This window comes from Flavobacterium sp. MEB061 (assembly GCF_000834715.1).
GTDB lineage: Bacteria > Bacteroidota > Bacteroidia > Flavobacteriales > Flavobacteriaceae > Flavobacterium > Flavobacterium pectinovorum.
Genome location: NZ_JXQR01000074.1, coordinates 104826 through 125048 on the forward strand (window position 1 = coordinate 104826; position 20223 = coordinate 125048).

Genomic DNA, 20223 nt, shown 5'->3' on the forward strand with positions numbered 1-20223 from the left:
GATTTATACACCGTAAATACCTCCGGAAACGGAAATTTTTTCTCCTGTAATCCAACCAGCATCATCAGAAGCAAGAAATACAGCTACTTTTGCAATATCTTCCGGTTGTCCTGTGCGCCCAAGCGGTGTGTTGGCAACAAATTTTGTTTCGGCCTCACTGCCAATGAAACCTGCAGTATGAGAACCCTCAGTTTCTACAATACCTGGCAAAATAGAATTGATACGGATATTTCTTCCGCTAAATTCTTTAGACAAAGCAATCGTAATGGCATCTAAAGCTGCTTTTGTAGCAGAATATACAGATCCTGTTGCAAGCGGAGTTTTACCGGCTTCAGAACTGATATTGATAATGTTACCGCCTTTATCGCCAAATAATTTTAGAGAAGCCTGAATCGTTAGTAATGATCCCAAAACATTAATGTTGAATTGCTGATGAAAAGAATCTGCAGAGAATTCTTCGATTGGGGCATATTGATAAATACCAGCATTATTTACCAAAATATCCAATGTGCCAAAAGCATTTTTTGTTTCTTCGAATAATCTTGTTACTTCTGATTCTTTTGATACATCGGCTTTTACAGAAATAGCTGTTCCTCCATTATCTGTTATTGCCTTTACAACTTTTTCTGCATCTTCTTTGCTTGATGCATAATTGACAACAACTTTGGCTCCTTCTGCCGCAAAATATTTAGCTATAGAAGCTCCAATTCCTTTTGATGCGCCTGTTACTATTGCTACTTTGTTTTTTAATTTATTCATTATTTATGTTTTTATAATTTTACAAAGGCAAATTTAGAGCAGATTAATTTATTTTAGTAACTTTGTAACTAAAAGTAACAGTAACCTTGAAGTAACAAAGTAACCTTATGGAGTGTAAAGTACCTGAAAAAGAGAAGCACAAAAAAGAGATGATGGCAGTCCAGGATTCAATGGATGTGCTTAGCGGAAAATGGAAAATAGCTATTATTTCCTCCGTTTGTTATTATAACAAAAGAAGATTTTCGGATATTTTGAATGATGTAGTAGGTATTTCAAACAAAATGCTGAGCAAAGAATTAAAAGAGCTTGAAGTAAACAAATTAATCAGGCGAACGGTTTTAGAAACGCAGCCAATAAGTGTTCAGTACGAGCTTACGGAACATGGCAAAACTCTGCAGACAATAATTAATAATCTAACAGAGTGGGGCATAGAACACCGAAAAAAGATAATTGAATAATAGAGATGTTATTAAAAAATAAACCAGACAAATAAAATAAATGTCTGGTTTATAAAGTATTGTTTTGTCTTTAGAATTAATTCAAAACAGCATCATTTGCATAAACGACACCTTCATAGCAGGCGTTGTAAATATCTTTCAAATCTTCTACGCTGGTTACACGCGGATTAAAACCGGTGCATGGATCAATGAATGCGTTGTTTGCAATATAATCCAGGTTTTTATCCCAGTCTTCTTTTGAAATCCCGAATTCTTTTAGAGACGAAATATTATTCACTCTTTTTCTTAATCCTTCAATTGCCTGCGCCAATTCTTCGGCAGTTTGCAGTCCAATTACTTTTGCCAATGACGGAAATTTATTTGTAGCTACGCTATTATAACGAATAACATTTGGTAAAAATATAGCATTTGCGCTTCCGTGTGGAATACCGTATAAAGCACCAACCTGATGAGATAATGAGTGAACAATTCCTAACCATGCATTATTAAAAGCCAAACCTCCCATAAAAGAAGCGTCGTGCATGTTTTGACGAGCCGTAATATTTGATGGATTTTTTACAGCTTCTTCCAGATTATCAAAAACAATTTCTAATCCGCCTTTTGCCAATACATCAGCAAAATTATCATCAATATTAGAAACGTAAGCTTCAACGCAATGTGTTAAAGCATCCAATCCTGTATTTGATGTAACGTGAGCAGGCATAGAGGCACAAATTTCGCCATCGATTATAGCAATATCCGGAGTTAATTCGTAAGATACAATTGGGTATTTTACCCCTTTTTCACGATCTGTAATTACCGCCAAACCAGTTGTTTCAGTACCAGTTCCGCTTGTAGAAGGAATTGCGATAAATTTAGCTTTGTTTCTTAATACAGGAACACTGAAAGGTTTGATAAGCGAATCAAATTCAGTTTCAGGATGTTCGTAAAAAATCCACATTGTTTTTGCCGCATCAATAGCAGAACATCCACCAATACCTACGATCCAGTCTGGCTGAAAAGTTAGCATAGCTTCTGCACCTTTAAAACTTGTAGCAGATGACGGATCTTCTTCAACACCATCAAAAACAAAAGTTTCAATTCCTGCTTCTTTCAAAAAAGCTACAGCTTTATCAAGCGTTCCGCTTTTTTTCATAGAACTTCCGCCGGTTACAACAAAAGCTTTTTTACCTTTTATATTTTTTAATTCTTCAAGACTTCCCGGACCGTGGAAAACCTCTCCTGCAACAAATAATTTGCTCATCTTTGATAGTATTTAATTATTGATGCAAAGTTAGAGGTGCGGGCAGGGCAGGATGTTATACAAACAAGACTATGCGGTATAAATTTGCGCCAATTCCTGCTGCAGTTCGGTAGGAGTTTCTTTTAGTTTTGCCCTGACAAATTTATTAAGTGCCGATGGAGAACTAAATCCAAGGTCGAATGCAATTTCCTTGTGAGAAAGATCAGAGAACAATAATTGTCTTTTGATTTCGGTCAGAATGCGGTTATGAATCGCATTTATGGCCGTTTCTCCACAATGTTTTTTGGTTATTTCGTTGAGTTTTTTAGGAGTAATTGAAAGCTGAGAAGCATAATATTGTACCGTACGTTCGCTTCTGTATTGTTGGTTTAAGAGTTTCTTGAAACCAATATAAATATGCTGATTTGTTTTTTGATGTAATACAGGATGTTGTCCGTGGATAGATTCTATAAGTCCCAATAAAAAAACTTTAATGTAAAAACGGGCTTGTTCTTTTTTGACAAGACTTGGTTTATTGTAAATATTCTGGATACTTTTTACAAGCGTAATCGCTTCTTCAAATTCGTGGCCAGGAAGTGCCGTACAATTAAGATTGGCAGAAAGATTTACATTATAAGGACTTAATTCATTCTTTAATATATCGGAACAAAATAATACTTCTTCAAATAAAATTATTTTACCGGTTAAATCTTTACTGAAATTAGAGATAAAGCAAATTTGTTCCGGAAAAATGATAGAAATTTTTCCTGCTTTTAGAAAATGAATTTTGTCTTCGATTTGAACATCAACTTTTCCTGTTTCTACAATAATAATCAAAAAGTGATCATTTTTGTGAGGCTGCTGATAGTTTTCAATATGGTTTTTGTCTAAATCAAAAACGCGGAAAGATAAATTTTTGTCTTCTGCTTTTTCAATAATCTTTTTGATCTCTGACCTTTTTATATTCATTTTAAAAATTGCTGTTTTGGCAAATTTACGCAAACTTATTCAGGTCATGGGGAATGTTGATATAAAAACTATTCAAAAGGCGGCCATTTTACTTCGATAATCAAAGAGAAATTTATTGTAAATCAAAGATTTACATGATGAAATATTCATGGTTTTTTTGTTGATGTGAATGGAATTTTATTGTCATAATTTTTACAGATTTGATTTAAATTGTCTGTTTTTCCTCAGATTTCGGGTCAGTTCGCTTTATTTTTCGTACCTTAAAATCAAATTAATAAAAACGATGATGACAAAATTAAGAATTTCATTGATCAACATTCACGGACTTTTGAAAGGCTCAGGTCTTGAGATTGGCAGAGATGCTGATAATGGAGGACAAACTAAATATGTATACGAACTTGCCGAATTTTTATCCCAACATGCAGATGTTGAGCATGTTGATTTATTTACCAGATTGATTGACGATCGCAGTCTTTCTCCAGAATATGCAGTACCTATTGAAGTAGTAAATGAAAAATTAACCATAAGGCGAATTCCCTTTTTAGGGAAAAAATACAAACCGAAAGAACAATTATGGGAAGGTCTTGACACTTTTGTAAACGGAATTGTTCAGCATATTAAAGTTCATGACATATTTCCCAACTGGATTCATTCGCATTACGGAGATGCGGGTTATGTGGCCAGCGAATTATCGATAATCTTAAATATTCCTTTTGCTCATACCGGACACTCTTTAGGTTTTCATAAAAAGAAAAAATTGCTCGAAAGCGGGATAGACGAACAGGAACTCGAAAAGAAATTTAAGTTTAAAGCCAGAATTGCCGCAGAAGAAAGAACACTCGAACTATCAGAATTTATTGTTACTTCGACAGAGCAGGAAATTGAAACTTATAAACCGTATAAAAATTTTGATTTAGCCAAGTACCACGCCATTTCTCCCGGTATCGATACCAGAAAATTTGTTCCCTATTATCATCTCGAACAGGATTTAGATAAGCAAATGGAAGAAGAACAAAGAAAATACTGGGTTGCAGAAACCATTTCTAAGTTTCTTATAAATCCCCACAAGCCTTTTATTTTGGCACTTTCAAGGCCAGATCGCCATAAAAATCTTCATACACTTATTGAAGTTTACGGCAAAGACAAAGAACTGCAAAGCATCGCTAATCTGGTTATTTTTGCAGGTATCCGAAAAGATATTTCACAAATGCCGGAATCAGAAAAAGACGTATTAACAGATTTACTGCTGTTAATGGATAAGTACGATTTATACGGAAAAATGGCAATTCCGAAAAAGCATGATGTCGAAAATGAAGTTTCGATTATTTACCGTTATGCGGCCGAAAAAAGAGGTGTATTTGTCAATCTGACGCTGCACGAAAATTTCGGTTTAACCGTAATAGAATCAGCCAGTTCTGGTTTGCCTGTTGTGGTTACCAAAAACGGAGGGCCATCTGAAATTATACCGACCTGTCAAAACGGAATATTGGTAGATCCTTTAGATGTAAATGAAATTAAAAAAGCGGTGCGAAATATATTAACCGATGAAAATCAATGGAAATATTATTCGAATAACGGAGCTATTAATATTCAAAAACATTACAGTTGGTTAAGTCATGTAAACCAATATGTTGAGTTAATTAATGAGAATCTGACGCTTTCATCTGGTTCCGGAATTAAAAACAGACATTATCCAAACATTAATATTGAACGTTTAAAAAGAAAAGTTGAAAACTTATTGGTTTCGGATATTGACGGAACATTAATTGAACCCAAATTAAATAATCCGGGTTTAAAAGAACTAAAAGTGCATTTAGTAAATCGCACCAATAAAATGGCTTTTGCCCTGGCATCCGGACGAAATTTGGCGCTTGTTAAAAAAGTGATTGATGAAGAACAATTTCCGCTACCGGATTTTATTATCTGCTCTGTTGGAACCGAAATTTATTATACAAATGGTACGGATTACATTTTAGATAAAGGCTGGGCGACTTTTTTATCAGGAAGATGGAAAAGAGATGATATTGAAAATCGTTTAAAAGAAATTCCGTGGATGAAACTCCAGGAAGATGAAGCTCAAAATCCGTTTAAAATCTCCTATTATTATGATAAAGAAAAATACGATCATGAAGAGTTAGTCAAAGCTTTAGGAAAGGGATGGTATAAAATCAACATTATTCCGAGTCACGGACAGTTTCTGGATTTTATTCCCAAAAGGGCTTCAAAAGGAAATGCAATTAAATTTTTATGCCGTAAATGGGCAATTCCTTTGTCTAACGTAATTGCGGCAGGCGATTCAGGAAATGATATCGACATGTTCAGAGGTGAAATAAAAGGAATTATTGTGGGAAACAGAAGTATGGAATTAGATCATTATGAAACAACCAAAAGTATTTTTGTGGCAAAAAGCTCAGCATCTTTAGGGATTTTAGAAGGATTAAAACATTATAAAATAATAAAATAATATGTATTCAGGTTCAGGTTTTAGCAGTTGGGAAATAGGCGATGTTGATGTATTTATTGATGAAAACGGACTTCATCATTTATTTCATTTGATTATTCCTAATCACGATTATATCGCACATGCCGTATCGCGTGATGGTCTTTCCTGGAAAAGAGTAAAAAATGCTTTGTGGGTTGGAGATCCCGGAGAATGGGATGATGACATGTTGTGGACGATGCATGTAAGTAAAAACACAGCGGGAGAAGGTTACGAAATGTATTATACAGGATTAAAGCGCAAGGATAAAGGAATAATGCAAAAAGTAGGAAGGGCAGTTTCTCCGGATTTAATTCACTGGACGAAAGAAAACGAATATGGTCTTCCCTTAAAAAGTCAGGCACCTTATTATGAAAGTTCGGCCAATAATCCCCGCGAATGGATTAGTTTTAGAGACCCGTATAAGTATGAATTTGAAGGCGAAGATTATTTGCTAATTTGTGCCAGAAGTGCCATTGGACCAACTTACAGAAGAGGGTGCATTGGTGTAGCAAAAAGAGAAGCGACTGGTTTTGTGCTTCAAAAACCGCTGCATGTTCCGTATGTATATGATGATGTGGAATGCCCTTGTGTAGTCGAAATAAAAGGAATGCATTATTTATTGGGCTCGATTCGCGAAGATATTAAGGTTCGCTATTGGTTTTCTCCTGATTTTAAGGGAGAATATCATGCTTTTCATAATAATGTGCTAATGCCACAAGGTAATTATGCCGCAAGAATTGTAAAAGAGGGCGATTATTTTTTGATTTACAATTTTTATTTTGTGGGAGGAAATGTCAACACACATCGCGTAATTCCGCCACCAAAACAATTAGATGTTGATACCAGCGGCAGACTTTTATTAAAAACCTATCACCATTGGGAAACGATTTATCAGAGAACAATTGAGCAAAAGAACTTACCAATTCCGGTGCCTATTTTAGGAAATCCATCTGCAAATTTTGTTTTAGAACATGAAAATAAATGGCGTTTTGGATGCCGAAGCGGTTATGAAGTTTTTTGTTTTGAAAAACCATCCAATGATTTTGTGTGGGAAGGAACACTGGCGGTTGAAGGAATGGGAAAAACAGGCTTTGTAATTGAGTGTGATGAAGAAGGAACTGCCTATTATGTTTCGATTGATTTTGTAAATGGTTTTGTCCAGTTTCGAGCGTGGGGATTTAATGAAAAAGACGTCAAAAACAATTTTATCTTCGAAAATATTCAAACGAATCAATTTGAAATTGTCGATAAAAAAGAAATCTACTTTAAAATAATCCGTCACGGAAATTACTATGAAGTATCGATAAATGAAGTGGTTAAATTAACTTTATTGGATTTTAAATACAGCGAAGGAAAAATAGGGGTCTATGTTTGTTCTGCCATTGTATCCTTAAAAGATTCAAAGATTCACGTAATTCCAGAACCGGAAAATGAATACGCAACTTCAGATCCAAATAAAGCTTTTGATGAATATTTGAAAAAATCGCATTAAGAAGGAAGAGGATAGAAGCAAGAGAATAGAGAATAGAGGAAAGAGAATACAAGCAAGAGAATAGAGGCAAGAGGATAGAAGAAAGAAAGAGAGATCAATATAGCCCAAGGTTTCAACCTTGGGGGACATGCATAATAAAAATGCATTATGTCCCAACGGTTGAAACCGTTGGCAATGTTTACAAGTAAAATAAATTATGGCTTTTACGAATTTGCACGAATTGGTTTTAAGATTAACTAATTAAAAATTCGTGCAAATTCGTGAAATTCGTGTTTTAAATCTTTTTTTTATTGAGTTGTAAAATGTTTCCGAAAGCTGCGGCGGCTTTGTGAACCTGAATAACCCAATCATCAGCGGCATTGTCATCTGCACCATCTGAAATATATTTTAGACATAAAAACGGAATATTTTCTTTCATGGCAATCATGGCAAGGGCGTAAGCTTCCATATCTACCACGTCGTAGATTTTGGTGGCATGACCCATTTCAAAACTATCACCTGTTCCACAAATGCCTATTTGCAGGTTATCCATTGCCAAACCATAGTTAAGAATCACTGGTAAATCAGAAAGCGGAGTTTCATATTGCGCAAACCCTAAACCTCTCACATCCATATCTCTTTGCACAAATTTAGTACAGCAAATAATGTCGCCTTTTTGAAAAGAATTGCTTCCTGCAGATCCAAGATTAACGATTAAAGATGGTTTTTTGTTTTGAATAACTTTGGTTAATTCATAAGCTGCATTTACTTTTCCGATTCCGGTAATGAGCGTATTTTGACCAACGAAAACATCTGCCGCTTCAGATTCTAATGCAAATGAGAATAATACATCTTTTAGTGGAAAAGATAATTCGGGTGTAATTTTTATCATTAAATAAGTTTATTTTTCGATATGCAAAGATGCTCATTTCAACTAAATAATAAGTTATAGAAAGAAATGATTTATGTCAATTGTTTGAAGTGTTTATTGTTCAGAAAAGAGATCTTACAATGCGTAATACTTTATTTATTGTTAAAAATTAAAAAAAACAATTTTTAACTATATTAATTCGATAGAATTTATATATATTTGCAGAGTAGAAAATTTCTACATGACTTATCCAGAAAGACTGAGGGAATAGGCCCGATGATGTCTTAGCAACCTGTTGCCAAATAAGGTGCTAAATCCTTCCGCTACGGCGGACAGATAAGAAAGATTTCGTTTAGTAAATCTGAATAAGCTCATCAATATTAAATTTTTTTATTATTAAAATGAAAGCTGAGCTATTATTATACGCCAATTTTACAGAAACCAATCTGCTATTTCAGGAAAATAAATCTTTAGTTTTTCGAATGCACGGCAGGTAATTTTTTCCAGTCTATTTCCCTTTATTGACGTTACGTTAGGCCATTTCAAATTGGTCAGGGAACACTTATGTTCAATTTTAAATCAAATTATTATGAAAAATATCTTATTAAGCAACACTAATAATCAACTGCGATATATCGGTTACAAAACCTTAAAAAATCACTTCGAAAATTTGGATTCTTCCAAAGATTCAACGAGAAATAAAATATGTTAATTTAAAATGATAGGGAAATGAATGTTATTGAGAAGCAAGTAAAAACAAGCCAATTAGAAAAGTATTTTTCGAAATTTAGAGAAAATACAATAGGAGTAAATCACATTTTTGAATCCATTTACGGAAAACAAAATTTATTATATGCTGACTGGGTTGCCAGCGGAAGATTATATATTCCGATTGAAGATATAATGCTCAATAAAATAGGTCCGATGATTGCCAATACGCATTCATTTTCAAGTCAAACCGGAAAAGCTTCGACGTATGCTTATCAGCATGCCAGAGCAGTAATTAAAAAACACGTTAACGCTAATGAATCTGATGTTTTGGTTACCACAGGAACCGGAATGACAGCAGCTTTATCTAAATTACAGCGTTATCTGGGGTTGCGTACTGCCGATAATAAATTGCATTCTGAAACTATCGATAAAACAGATAGACCAGTTGTTTTTATTACGCATATGGAGCATCATTCTAATCAGGTTCCGTGGTATGAAACCAATGCCGATGTGGTTATTTTACCTGCCGACGAGAACAATTTGGTAAACCCTGAAATTCTTGCCGAAAAAATAAAAAAATACGCAGACCGAAAACTAAAAATCGGCTCTTTTACGGCTTGCTCAAATGTATCCGGAATAATTACGCCTTATCATGAATTGGCAAAAATCATGCATCAAAATGGTGGTTTTTGTTTTGTTGATTTTGCAGCTTCGGCACCTTATGTAAAAATTGATATGCACCCAAAAGACCCCGAAGAACAATTGGATGCGATTTTCTTCTCTCCACATAAATTCCTGGGTGGTCCCGGAACCTGCGGTGTTTTGGTTTTTAATGAAAAGTTATACAAAAGCAACATTCCCGATAATCCGGGCGGAGGAAACGTAAAATGGACAAATCCATCCGGAGGATATCAATATAGTGACATAATAGAAGTAAAAGAAGATGGCGGAACTCCAGGATTTTTGCAGGTAATAAGAACTGCTTTGGCTCTGGAACTAAAAGACCAGATGAAGGTAGAAAACATAAAAAACAGAGAAAAAGAATTGCTTGATCTTTGTTATGCAGCGTTTAGTAAAATTCCGGGTTTATCTATTTTGGGAGATATTGCGACCGAAAGAATTGGCTGTGTTTCTTTTATAATTGAAAACATTCATTACAATTTGGTTGTTAGACTTTTAAATGACCGTTTCGGAATTCAGGTTCGTGGCGGCTGGTCCTGCGCCAGTACGTATGCGCATTATTTGTTTGCTATTGACGAAGAAAAATCAAAGGAAATTACAAACGAATTGCTTCAGAAAAATCAAACCAATAAACCGGGATGGGTTCGTTTATCCCTGCATCCAATCATGACAAATGAAGAACTTTTGTTTATTTGTGATGCTATACAGCAAGTTGCGCAAAATTATCAGGAATGGCAAAAAGATTATAAATACAATAGTTCTTCTAATGAATTTGAGAATGTTATAATTGGAGAAGATATTGAAAAAGAGGTACAAAAATGGTTTGAGCTCGGGTAATATAAATGTGCTTTTTAATAAAATTTAAAAACTCATTTCATTACCGAAATGAGTTTTTTTTTTGCTAAAACCTGTTATCAGTTTAAAATAATTCCAATTGATTATTAGGGTTTGAAGGTTTGCTTTTTGGAGGTTTGGCATCTCCAAAAATAGTTCTTCCGCCATATTTGTGCGATTCATCACGTTCTCTTTGAATCAGGGCATCAAAGTTAGAATTGGGTGTAAAACTTTCTTCGGCTTTTCTTGAAATCTCTGATAATTTTTGAATTGCCTGTATTTTGTCACTATTTCCAATTTTAGCACGATTAATTGCCCTTTGCAAAGTATCAATTGTTTCATCATAAATTTTTACAGGAACAGGAAACGGATGCCCGTCTTTTCCGCCATGAGCGAAAGAAAAACGTGCCGGATCTTCAAATCGGGTAGGAGTGCCGTAAATTATTTCACTAACCAATGCTAACGATTGTAAAGCTCTTGGTCCCATTCCTTTTAAAAGCAATAATTCTTCAAAATCTTCCGGTTTATTTTCGTGGGTTGCCCACAACATTGCGCCCAATCTTTTCATATTCACATCTTCCATTCTCACATCGTGATGTGCAGGCATAGAAAGATGCTGCATTTCTTTCATGATTCTTGTTGGAGATTCTTTAGATAATTCTAAAATACCTTCTCTGGATTTTGTGGCCGCCTCAGCCGTAAGATTTAAGATTGTGCCTTGATTTTCGCCGTAAATAAAGGTATGCGGCTCATTTATAAAGGATTTTAAATCTTGCGAATGCCAATGATATCTTCTGGCAGTTTGAGAGTCAGGATTCATTCCTTGCTGAATAACAGCCCATTGTCCTTTATTATCAACGATAAAATTGTGCTGGTACAATTGAAATCCGTCCTGAATGGCCGTATTATCAACTTTGGCGGTTAGTCTGCTGCAATTGGCAAGATTGTTTCCGTCAAGACCTGTTTTTTCGCCAACAAATAAAAGTTCCTGCGGCGTTAGCATTGAATGTTTGCCTTTGCCTCCGCAAATATATATTCCTAATTCTTTTGAATGCGGGTTTACTGATTTTTTTAAGGCTCCAAGTACAGAAGTTGTAATCCCCGAAGAATGCCAGTCCATGCCCATTACGGCACCAAAACTCTGAAACCAAAAAGGATTACTCAGTTTACTTATTACTTCAGAAGTAGAAAATTCCATAGCAATCGTTTCTACAATTGCAAAGCCAAGTTTAGACATTCGTTCAACAAGCCACAACGGAACATGCCCATAATGTAAAGGAAGATCTGCCGTGCCGGAACGTTTCATTTGATATAATTTGGATTACTGCAAAATTAAGTAAAATAGTTTAAAACGCTTATTTGCAAAAGAAATGATTAAGAATACATTAGCATATTTTCGTAAATAACAGATTGTTATCAGCAAAATAAAAACCGCAGGATTTTGCCCGGCGGTTTAAATTACTTTTATAAAATCCCGATTTTTATATACAGATTTATCTATTTACATCATCTTCTGTATAGGTATCATCATCTTCAGGTTCGGCAGTAGTTGCATTATATTCATCCAAAGTTCTTCTGTCGGGATCATTATCCTTTTTTAAATCTTCATCCAGATACTGCGGTCTATTGGTGTTTTGAAAATTGGGATCAATATTATCGTTATCATCCAGTCTATGCTGAATTGGATGCTCATTAGCTTTCTCATTGTTATTATATTGATCTCTTTTTTCGGAAGAATTTGCCTGATCCTGATTTACTATAGTATCCTTGCTTTCCATGGTTTCAGATTTATTATTCTGATTATCTGATCTGTCGTTTCTGTGGTCTGAAGTATTCATAATAATAAGTTTAAAGTTAATAATTAATTCAAGTTGCTAATAAAAAAAGTATAATCCCTACGGGATATTCCAGGGCGTGCCTTTCGTTTCTACCAATATTTAACTCCTAACGGAGTAGTAAAAAATATCTCGGAGAGATTACATATTGGTAGAAATCAATTTATTTGTGCCATTTTTTGTCCCGTAGGGACTACACTTTTAATTAGCATTTAATTAGCAATTGAATTCATTACAAATCTATAGACAACAAATAAGAATAAATTACACTTTTTTTATCTTTAATTGTATTATTATCAGTTGTTTACTTTGAAGTTGTATTTAAGAATTTATGGACATTTTGTAATTTTTGGCATCGAATAGTAGAATCTTTTCTCTTTTATTTTTATTTAATTTGAGATATAAAATTACAAGGCTATACAATGTTCATTTTTTAACTAAAAATAACTTATTATGAAAATACCTAGAGAAATTATTAACGGGATTTATATATTTTTAGGAATTGCTGCTTTCTTTTTATTGCTGGAAGTTTTAAATCTTGCTCATCTATTTTATCTGCGTTTATTAAATGTACTTTTTATTTTTTATGGCGTAAACAGAACTTTAAAAATGAATCTTGCTGATGGTAAGAACAGTTTTGTTCCCAACGCAATTTCGGCTATGGTAACTTCTTTTACGGGTGTGGTTATTAGTATTATAGCATTACTTATTTATAGTTATGCTAAAGGAGGAGACAAATACGTAAAATCGTTATCAGAAGCGTTTATGTTTGGAGGCGAGCCATCGGTAGCAACATATTCTTTGTGTTTGTTTTTTGAGGGAACGGCTTCTTGTATAATTGTTACATTGCTACTAATGTTATACTGGAATAACAAATATAAAGCCGACTAAACTTCATAATTATAAAAAATAACTGAAACTTTACTATAAATATAACCTGCATTATAATTGCAGGTTTTTTTATTTTAAAAGAATCAAAACTGTTTCAATGTCCTTTAAATTTCGCTTCATTTTTAACTTAACACACAGTTCATGTTTAAATTAACTTGCAATTGTAAACTTGCGGGTTAAATAATATAAAATGATTCGAGTATTACTACTATTTTGTCTTTCTACACTATATTCTTTTGGACAACAGATAAAATTTGAAAACTTTACAACAAACCAGGGCTTATCAAATAATTCGGTACTTGATATAGAAAGCGATAAAGATGGCGGCCTGTGGATTGCAACCTGGGACGGTCTGAATTATTTTGATGGTTACAGCTTTAAGATTTTTAAGAACAATTTTAAAAATCATAAAACAGTTTCAAGTAACTATATTACAAAATTACAAAAAGATGCCCTGGGACAAATCTGGCTCATTACAAAAGAAGGTAATGTAAACCAATACCTTGGAAATGATGAGTTTGCAGCATTTAAGTTTAAAAGTACTCCAAAAGGTATTCATTTATCTCCAAAAGGAAATATAGTAGTAGAAACAAGTACGGCTTATTATGAATTTAAAAATAATTCCTTTGTCGAAATTCCTCAAAATAATGTACAAAGAACAGATTTTGAAAACTTAAAAAGTATTTTGCTTAGAAAATATCCTAAACTTATTATCAACGATATTTTAAAAGATAAATCAGGAAATATATGGTTTGCCACTCGTGAAAATGGAGTGTATATCATTACAAATGAATCTGATGAGAATAATATAGAACATTTTACTTCTGATTTGTATGCACCATATTCTTTTACAAATAATGAAATAGAAACACTTCATGAGGATGATTTTGGAAATATCTGGCTAGGACAAAAAGATGGCGGTTTGAGTATGGCATTTACCGGTTCAGAAAAAATAAATTCTGTTATGCCGCATCCTATAAAAGAACCTAATCTGCCGGATGAAACAATAAGAGCAGTTACCAAAGACAGTAAAGGAAAAATCTGGTTGGGTTATTATACAAGAGGACTTTATTGCTACAACGACAGAAGCCATTTTTTTGAAAAATTTAAAATAGACAAAGCTGCTTCAAGTCCGGATTGGGAACGAATAAGAACTTTGTTTACATCAAGCGATGGAACAGTTTGGGCGGGAACTTACAAAGGAATTTTGCGCATTTCTGATACTAAATGTACCAGCTATGAAACGAGCAATATTAAAGGAATGCCTGTTAACAGATGTTATTTTATGTTTGAAGATCAAAACAAACAGATTTGGATGGGATGTTGGGGAGGCTTGGCCAAATTTAATTTGACAACCGGAAAGTTTGAAACATTTAAAGGCCAGGAATTATTAAATAAATACAATATAAGATGCGTTAAAAAAAACAATCAAAACCTTATACTCGCGACAGAAAATAATGGAGTAATTGTATTTAATTTAACGACGAGCGCTTTAAAAAAAATCACGACCAAAGATGGAATTTTAGGCAATAGTGTTTATTCTGTTTTTGTTGATAATGAATCAGATAATTACTGGATTGCTTCTTTGGGAGGTATAAGCGTTTTTAATAAAAAAACCGGCGTAATAAAAAATATTACAGAGGCTGAAGGATTGCCAAGTCATATGGTTTACGGACTTATTGATAATGGAAATAAAATTTGGGTTAGCACTACAAAAGGACTCGCTTCTATTGACAAGAAAAAATACACCATAACTTCTTATAATCCGGATCACGGCTGGCAGGCGCCCGAATTTTCTGAAGGAGCGTATCATCAGGATTCAAAAGGAAATTTGTTTTTTGGAGGCATAAACGGACTTAATTATTTTAATCCCGCAACTATTCACATAGAAAATTCAAAAGCACGAGTAAAATTAAAAATCGATGGTAATGAAAATTATCCGGCAGCAATAGAAAAAAGCTTTAGTGATAATGAATTGGAAATTGAAATAATACCAATACTATTTCCAAAAGCAAAAAGAAGTGATATTTATTACAAACTCGAAGGAAATGATGACGAATGGATTTCTTTGGGTGCTAACAACAAGATTGAATATACTGATTTATCTTCCGGAGATTATGCCTTTATGATAAAACAGGGCAAAAACGGGATTCCCGAACCTGCATTTTTTACGCTTCACATTACCGAAGCATTTTACGAATCGGCATTGTTTTATATCCTGTTATCAGGTTTTATTTTGCTCGTTTGTGTAATAGTAATTTATGTCAAAAATAAAAGAGCACTTGTCGAGCAAAAATATCTGGAAGAACTTGTAAAAGCGCGTACTAATGTTATTGAAAAACAGAAAAAAAACCTGGAAGAAATTAATGCAGAACTGGATAAAAAAAATAAAAAAATAGAAGAGCAAAAAGAGAAACTTTTGATTCTGCACAGCAATTTTAAAAACGAAAATTTTGAAATTGAAAAGTTTAAGACTTTTATGCTGGCAGAATTTCAGGATCCGATAGCGAGAATAATTGAAATCTCGAGTTCGTTTAAAAAGGATACAGAAACCCAGCGCGCCCTAATGTCACAATCCGGCAAATTGATGAACCTTATTTCTGAATGGAATTACCTCGAACACGTTAAAGAACTTGGGCCGATAAAAAAAACTGCTACAGATTTGTTTCCTGTTTTAAAAAATAATGTCGAAAAACTAAAGAAAGAACTTCAGTTTAATCAGGTCAATTTTAATTGTGAAATAGACAAAACAGATTGTTTTGCCGTTATTGATGTTTTGCGTTTAAAACTGGCATTGCAGTATTTTTTCAATGATTTCTGCAAATATTCAGACAGAGACAGCACTTTAAGCATTGCAATCACGTATGAAAATAATTTTCTAAAAATTAATGCCCTTTCTGATAGTATTATCTTAAAAAACAACTGGCAAAACATTGTGCATTATAGTCCTTATTTTAGGGCTTTACAGGTTTTAATACAAGATCTGGAAGGAGAATTGATTCCATCTTCAGAAGAACAATTTCAAACCACAATATTAATCCCGATAGAGGTTGTTGATCCTGAAACAAACTTTAAAGAAACAATTTCCTGGAAAAATTTTAATTATGAAGATCAGTTTTCTTCAGATAAAAAATGTCTTTTGGTTTTTGGCGATCAATTTAATAACGCGGCCGCAAATCAGGTTTTGGAAAGTGAAAATTATAACCTGATTTTTGAAAGTTCTGTTTCTAATTTAAATGCAATAATAAAGCAGATCGATATAGCCGCTTTGGTTTTTTATCAGGCAGCATTCTCCAATGACCTGATTCATTTTTTAAAAACAAACAAAGAAAATACCAATATAAAAATCCCCATGATTTATATCTCAGAAGATATTAATTATGAACTAGACGAACAATTATTGGAAATAGGTATCGATACACATATTAAATTGCCGGCGCGAGCATCATTTATCAGAAAGAAAATTGATAGCCTGATCAATCAAAATGCAGAGCCTTTGCGGGAATATAAAATTCAGCAAAAAATATTTGAGATTCTCACGGAAGACAATGAACATATTACACCAAATGAAAAACTTTTAAAAAGAGCTTTGGAAATAATTAAGGAGGAATTACAAAATCCTTCTTTTAATGTAGAAATGCTTGTGGAGCAATTGGAAATTTCGAGGGTAAAATGCTATCGTTTGTTTAAAGAAACACTAAATCAGTCTCCTTTGGATATATTAATGTCGCTTCGATTGCAAAAAGCAGAAGTTTTGCTAAAAACGAAAAGACTGAACATATCTGAGATTAGTTTTGAGTGCGGATACAACGATCCGAAATACTTTGGACGTTCCTTTAAAAAGTATTTTGGCAAAAGTCCGAAGGAATATAAAGAATATAGCACGTAGTTTTTTGTTAGGGCTGCATTTACAGAAAGTTAGCCCAATGTTAATGAACAAAAATTACCCTTTTTTGCCGTTAAATCTGTCCTAAATTGCATTAAAAGTCCACTTTTGAAATACAAAAGTCCTCCTATTGCCGGGATCCATAAAATACTTTTGGCGAAACTAAAAAAGTATTTAAATGAAAAAAGTTTACGCATTGTTAATTCTTGCCTTAGGATGTATGTCATACTCCCATGCGCAGGTATCGGTATCAGGAGTTGTACTTTCTGATCTTGAAAAAATACCCGTACCAGGAGTCTCTGTTTATATTAAAGGAGAACCAAAAGGCGCTGTTACGACAGATTTTGACGGAAATTTTAAAATTAAAGCACAACAAAATGATGGTGTTTTAGTTTTTTCTTATGTAGGATTTAAAACAAAAGAAGTTTCTTATTCTGGCAGCCAAAAATTGACTGTTGGTCTTACTGAAGAAGTTAGTACTTTAAATGAAGTAGTAGTGGTAGGTTACGGTTCTCAAAAAAGATCTGATGTAACCGGGGCTATCGCTTCTGTAAAAAGTGAAAATTTTAACAAAGGAGTGGTCGCCAATGCCGGACAATTGATTCAGGGAAAAGTTTCCGGGGTTAACGTTGTTGGGGCAAGTGGTGAGCCGGGTGCTTCACAAGATATAATTATTCGTGGAGTCGGAAGTTTACGCTCAGGAACAACACCGCTTTATGTAGTAGACGGTTTTGCTTTGGATAATACGAACAATGGAGTTGCTTCAAATCCTTTAAACTTTATCAATCCGCAGGATATTGAAAGTATTGAGGTTCTTAAAGATGCATCTGCTTCGGCTATTTACGGTTCAAGAGCTGCAAATGGAGTAATTGTAATTACAACTAAAAAAGGAGCGAAAGGACAAACTAAAATAAACCTTTCTATGAGCACCGGATTTTCAACATTAGCCAATAAAGTTGAAGTTTTTAGTGCCGATGAATTTAGAAAACAAGTTGTTGCCGTAAACGGAAATTTACAAGACGGCGGAGCAAATACAGACTGGCAGGATGAATTAACAAGAACGGGAGTTTCTCAAAACGTTAATTTCTCTATGAGCGGAGGAACAGATAAATCAACTTATGCAGCATCTGTAGGAGTAGACAATCAGGAAGGTGTTTTGCAAAATAGTGATTTAAAACGCTATTCCGGACGTTTAAATTTAAACCAAAAAGCATTTGACGATAAGTTTAATGTTGCTTTTAACATGACAGCAACAAAACTTGAAAATTCAAGACCAGACGCAAGAGGTGTAGTGGGCAGTATGTTGACAATGAACCCAACTGATGCAATTTCTGTAAATGGAGAACCAAATGTTAACTTAAGCAATGATGCTGTAAATCCTTTAATCAGTCAGAGAATTTATTCTGATGAAACAAATAACAATCGTATTTTGGCTAATATCGCGCCATCTTATGAGTTCATAAAAGGATTAACGTATAAATTTAATCTTGGTGTTGATTATTCTATGTCTGAAAGAGACATCCAGGTTTTACCATATACTTCGGCAACTAATACAACCGAAAGTACTTTGAACAATATTACAACTACTAATAACAATATCTTATACGAAAATACACTGACGTATAATTTTAGTAAAGATGTTCATAGTTTTACAGTTTTGGCGGGTCAGTCTTACCAGAAAATACAAGTAAACCAAAAGAATTACGACTTTAAGGGATTCCCTGATAATGGTGTTGAACCAAAAAACCAAATAGAAGCAGCTACTGAGCTTAGAACCAAGTCTTCATCTGCGGTAGAAAATGAGCTTCAGTCTTTCTTCGGAAGATTAAATTATGGCTATGACAACAAATATTTGCTTACAGCAACGATGCGTGCCGACGGTTCTTCTAAATTTGGTAAAAATAACAGATACGGATATTTTCCATCTGTTGCCTTAGGCTGGAACATTACAAAAGAAGATTTTTTAAAAGAATCTGAAATGCTTAACAATCTTAAGTTAAGAGCAAGCTGGGGTCAGACAGGTTCTCAGGAGATTCCTTCTAAAATTACAAAAGCAAGTTATACAGAAAGTAACAGCGGATATGATACTTATCCATTAGACCCAACTACTACAGATTTAGCCGGATATCCTTATGGTTCAATCTACACGCGTTTAGCCAATCCTAATATTCAATGGGAGGTTTCAACACAAACCAATATTGGTTTAGATTTTAGTTTATTAAATAACAGATTATCAGGTACTGTTGATTATTTCAACAAAGTTTCAGAGAATATTTTATTAGAAGTAGCGCCGGTAGATCCAATTCAGCCTACATCAAAATATTGGACAAACATTCCTAATATGGAAATCAAAAACAGCGGTATTGAGGTTGCTTTAGATTACAGCAGTGACAAAAGCAAAGATTTCTCTTATAGCATTGGCGGAAATATCTCTTTTACAAACAATAAAGTAGAAAATTCACCTTATCAAATTTTAACTACAGGAGGAGCACAGGGAGGCGGACAATCCGGAGCAACGATAAACGGTGTGCTAAACGGACAGCCAATTGGTTCTTTTTATATGCTTGAATTTACCGGAATTGGTGCTGATGGTTTAAACCAATTTAAAGATACAAATAACGATGGTAAGATTCTGGACAATGACCGTATCGTTGCAGGAAGTGCTTTACCGGATTATATTTATGCGTTTTATTTGAATTTGAAATATAAGAATTTTGATTTTGGAGCTAATTTTAACGGAGCTCAGGGAAATAAAATCTACAACCACGTTGCAATGTCTTCATTCAACAGAGGAAGTTTGGCAAATTCTTTTAATACTACAGACAGAGCTTCTCAATATTTAAACGAAGCATCTACGAATTCAAATACAGTTTCTACAAGATATTTAGAAGATGGAAGTTTCTTAAGATTAAATAATGCAACTCTGGGTTACAATTTAAGCCCAAAAACAATCGGACTTGATAATATAATGGACAACATTCGTCTTTCGGTTACAGGACAAAACTTATTTGTAATCACAAAATACAGTGGTTATGATCCTGAAATTAACACCGGAACTTCAGTAGGCGAAATTCAGTCTTTTGGAATTGACTATTTCAGTTATCCAAGAAGCAGAACTATTGTATTTGGCTTAAACGCAGCATTTTAATCAAA

At 33.9% G+C, this 20223-nt stretch carries 13 protein-coding genes and 1 riboswitch; of the genes, 7 read left to right on the top strand and 6 right to left on the bottom strand.

The features are described 5' to 3' along the window. Positions 1–3 precede the first annotated feature (3 nt). On the bottom strand, positions 4–759 hold the full coding sequence (locus RT99_RS21615; RefSeq protein WP_042566822.1) for an SDR family NAD(P)-dependent oxidoreductase: 756 nt from the start codon (positions 757–759) through the stop codon (positions 4–6). 107 nt (positions 760–866) lie between these two features. Here RT99_RS21615 and RT99_RS21620 point away from each other — a divergent pair, with 107 nt between their 5' ends. After that, positions 867–1217, top strand: coding sequence for a helix-turn-helix domain-containing protein (locus RT99_RS21620; RefSeq protein WP_042566823.1), 351 nt, complete (start codon positions 867–869; stop codon positions 1215–1217). A 76-nt stretch (positions 1218–1293) separates the two neighbouring features. Here the strand turns inward: RT99_RS21620 and RT99_RS21625 are convergent, their stop codons facing one another. Further along, positions 1294–2460, bottom strand: coding sequence for an iron-containing alcohol dehydrogenase (locus RT99_RS21625; protein ID WP_042566824.1), 1167 nt, complete (start codon positions 2458–2460; stop codon positions 1294–1296). Between the two features lie 69 nt (positions 2461–2529). Next, the gene (locus RT99_RS21630) at positions 2530–3408 is read right to left on the bottom strand and encodes a helix-turn-helix transcriptional regulator (RefSeq protein WP_042567198.1); all 879 of its coding nucleotides are present in this window, start codon (positions 3406–3408) and stop codon (positions 2530–2532) included. Positions 3409–3691: 283 nt separating this feature from the next. Here RT99_RS21630 and RT99_RS21635 point away from each other — a divergent pair, with 283 nt between their 5' ends. Together RT99_RS21635 and RT99_RS21640 are read left to right on the top strand one after the other, a co-directional pair. After that, positions 3692–5872, top strand: a complete 2181-nt coding sequence (locus RT99_RS21635) for an HAD-IIB family hydrolase (protein ID WP_042566825.1) — start codon at positions 3692–3694, stop codon at positions 5870–5872. 1 nt (position 5873) lies between these two features. Continuing rightward, positions 5874–7382: a glycosyl hydrolase family 32 gene (locus RT99_RS21640; RefSeq protein ID WP_042566826.1), complete on the top strand. Its 1509-nt coding sequence runs from the start codon at positions 5874–5876 to the stop codon at positions 7380–7382. Positions 7383–7656: 274 nt separating this feature from the next. Here RT99_RS21640 and RT99_RS21645 read toward each other — a convergent pair whose 3' ends face one another. Further along, positions 7657–8253 carry a nucleosidase gene (locus RT99_RS21645; RefSeq protein ID WP_042566827.1) on the bottom strand — a complete coding sequence of 199 codons (597 nt, stop codon included), beginning with the start codon at positions 8251–8253 and terminating at the stop codon, positions 7657–7659. A gap of 222 nt (positions 8254–8475) precedes the next feature. Beyond that, a riboswitch (SAM riboswitch) is annotated at positions 8476–8575 on the top strand. A 386-nt stretch (positions 8576–8961) separates the two neighbouring features. On the opposite strand from RT99_RS21645, the gene RT99_RS21650 reads away from it, so the two are divergent. Then, positions 8962–10461 (top strand): aminotransferase class V-fold PLP-dependent enzyme, encoded by a 1500-nt coding sequence (locus RT99_RS21650; RefSeq protein WP_042566828.1) that lies wholly within the window; start codon positions 8962–8964, stop codon positions 10459–10461. Positions 10462–10543: 82 nt separating this feature from the next. Here the strand turns inward: RT99_RS21650 and RT99_RS21655 are convergent, their stop codons facing one another. Beyond that, a complete protein-coding gene (locus RT99_RS21655; RefSeq protein WP_042566829.1) occupies positions 10544–11764 on the bottom strand; it encodes a DUF763 domain-containing protein in 1221 nt (406 codons plus the stop codon). Positions 11765–11951: 187 nt separating this feature from the next. Beyond that, entirely contained in the window at positions 11952–12296 is a 345-nt protein-coding gene (locus RT99_RS21660; RefSeq protein WP_042566830.1) for a hypothetical protein, read from the bottom strand. A 450-nt stretch (positions 12297–12746) separates the two neighbouring features. On the opposite strand from RT99_RS21660, the gene RT99_RS21665 reads away from it, so the two are divergent. The 3 genes from RT99_RS21665 (at position 12747) to RT99_RS21675 (ending at position 20218) form a co-directional block, all read left to right on the top strand. Further along, positions 12747–13184, top strand: coding sequence for a hypothetical protein (locus RT99_RS21665; protein ID WP_042566831.1), 438 nt, complete (start codon positions 12747–12749; stop codon positions 13182–13184). A 190-nt stretch (positions 13185–13374) separates the two neighbouring features. After that, positions 13375–17073: a two-component regulator propeller domain-containing protein gene (locus RT99_RS21670; RefSeq protein ID WP_042566832.1), complete on the top strand. Its 3699-nt coding sequence runs from the start codon at positions 13375–13377 to the stop codon at positions 17071–17073. A gap of 175 nt (positions 17074–17248) precedes the next feature. Beyond that, entirely contained in the window at positions 17249–20218 is a 2970-nt protein-coding gene (locus tag RT99_RS21675; protein WP_042566833.1) for a TonB-dependent receptor, read from the top strand. Positions 20219–20223 lie beyond the last annotated feature (5 nt).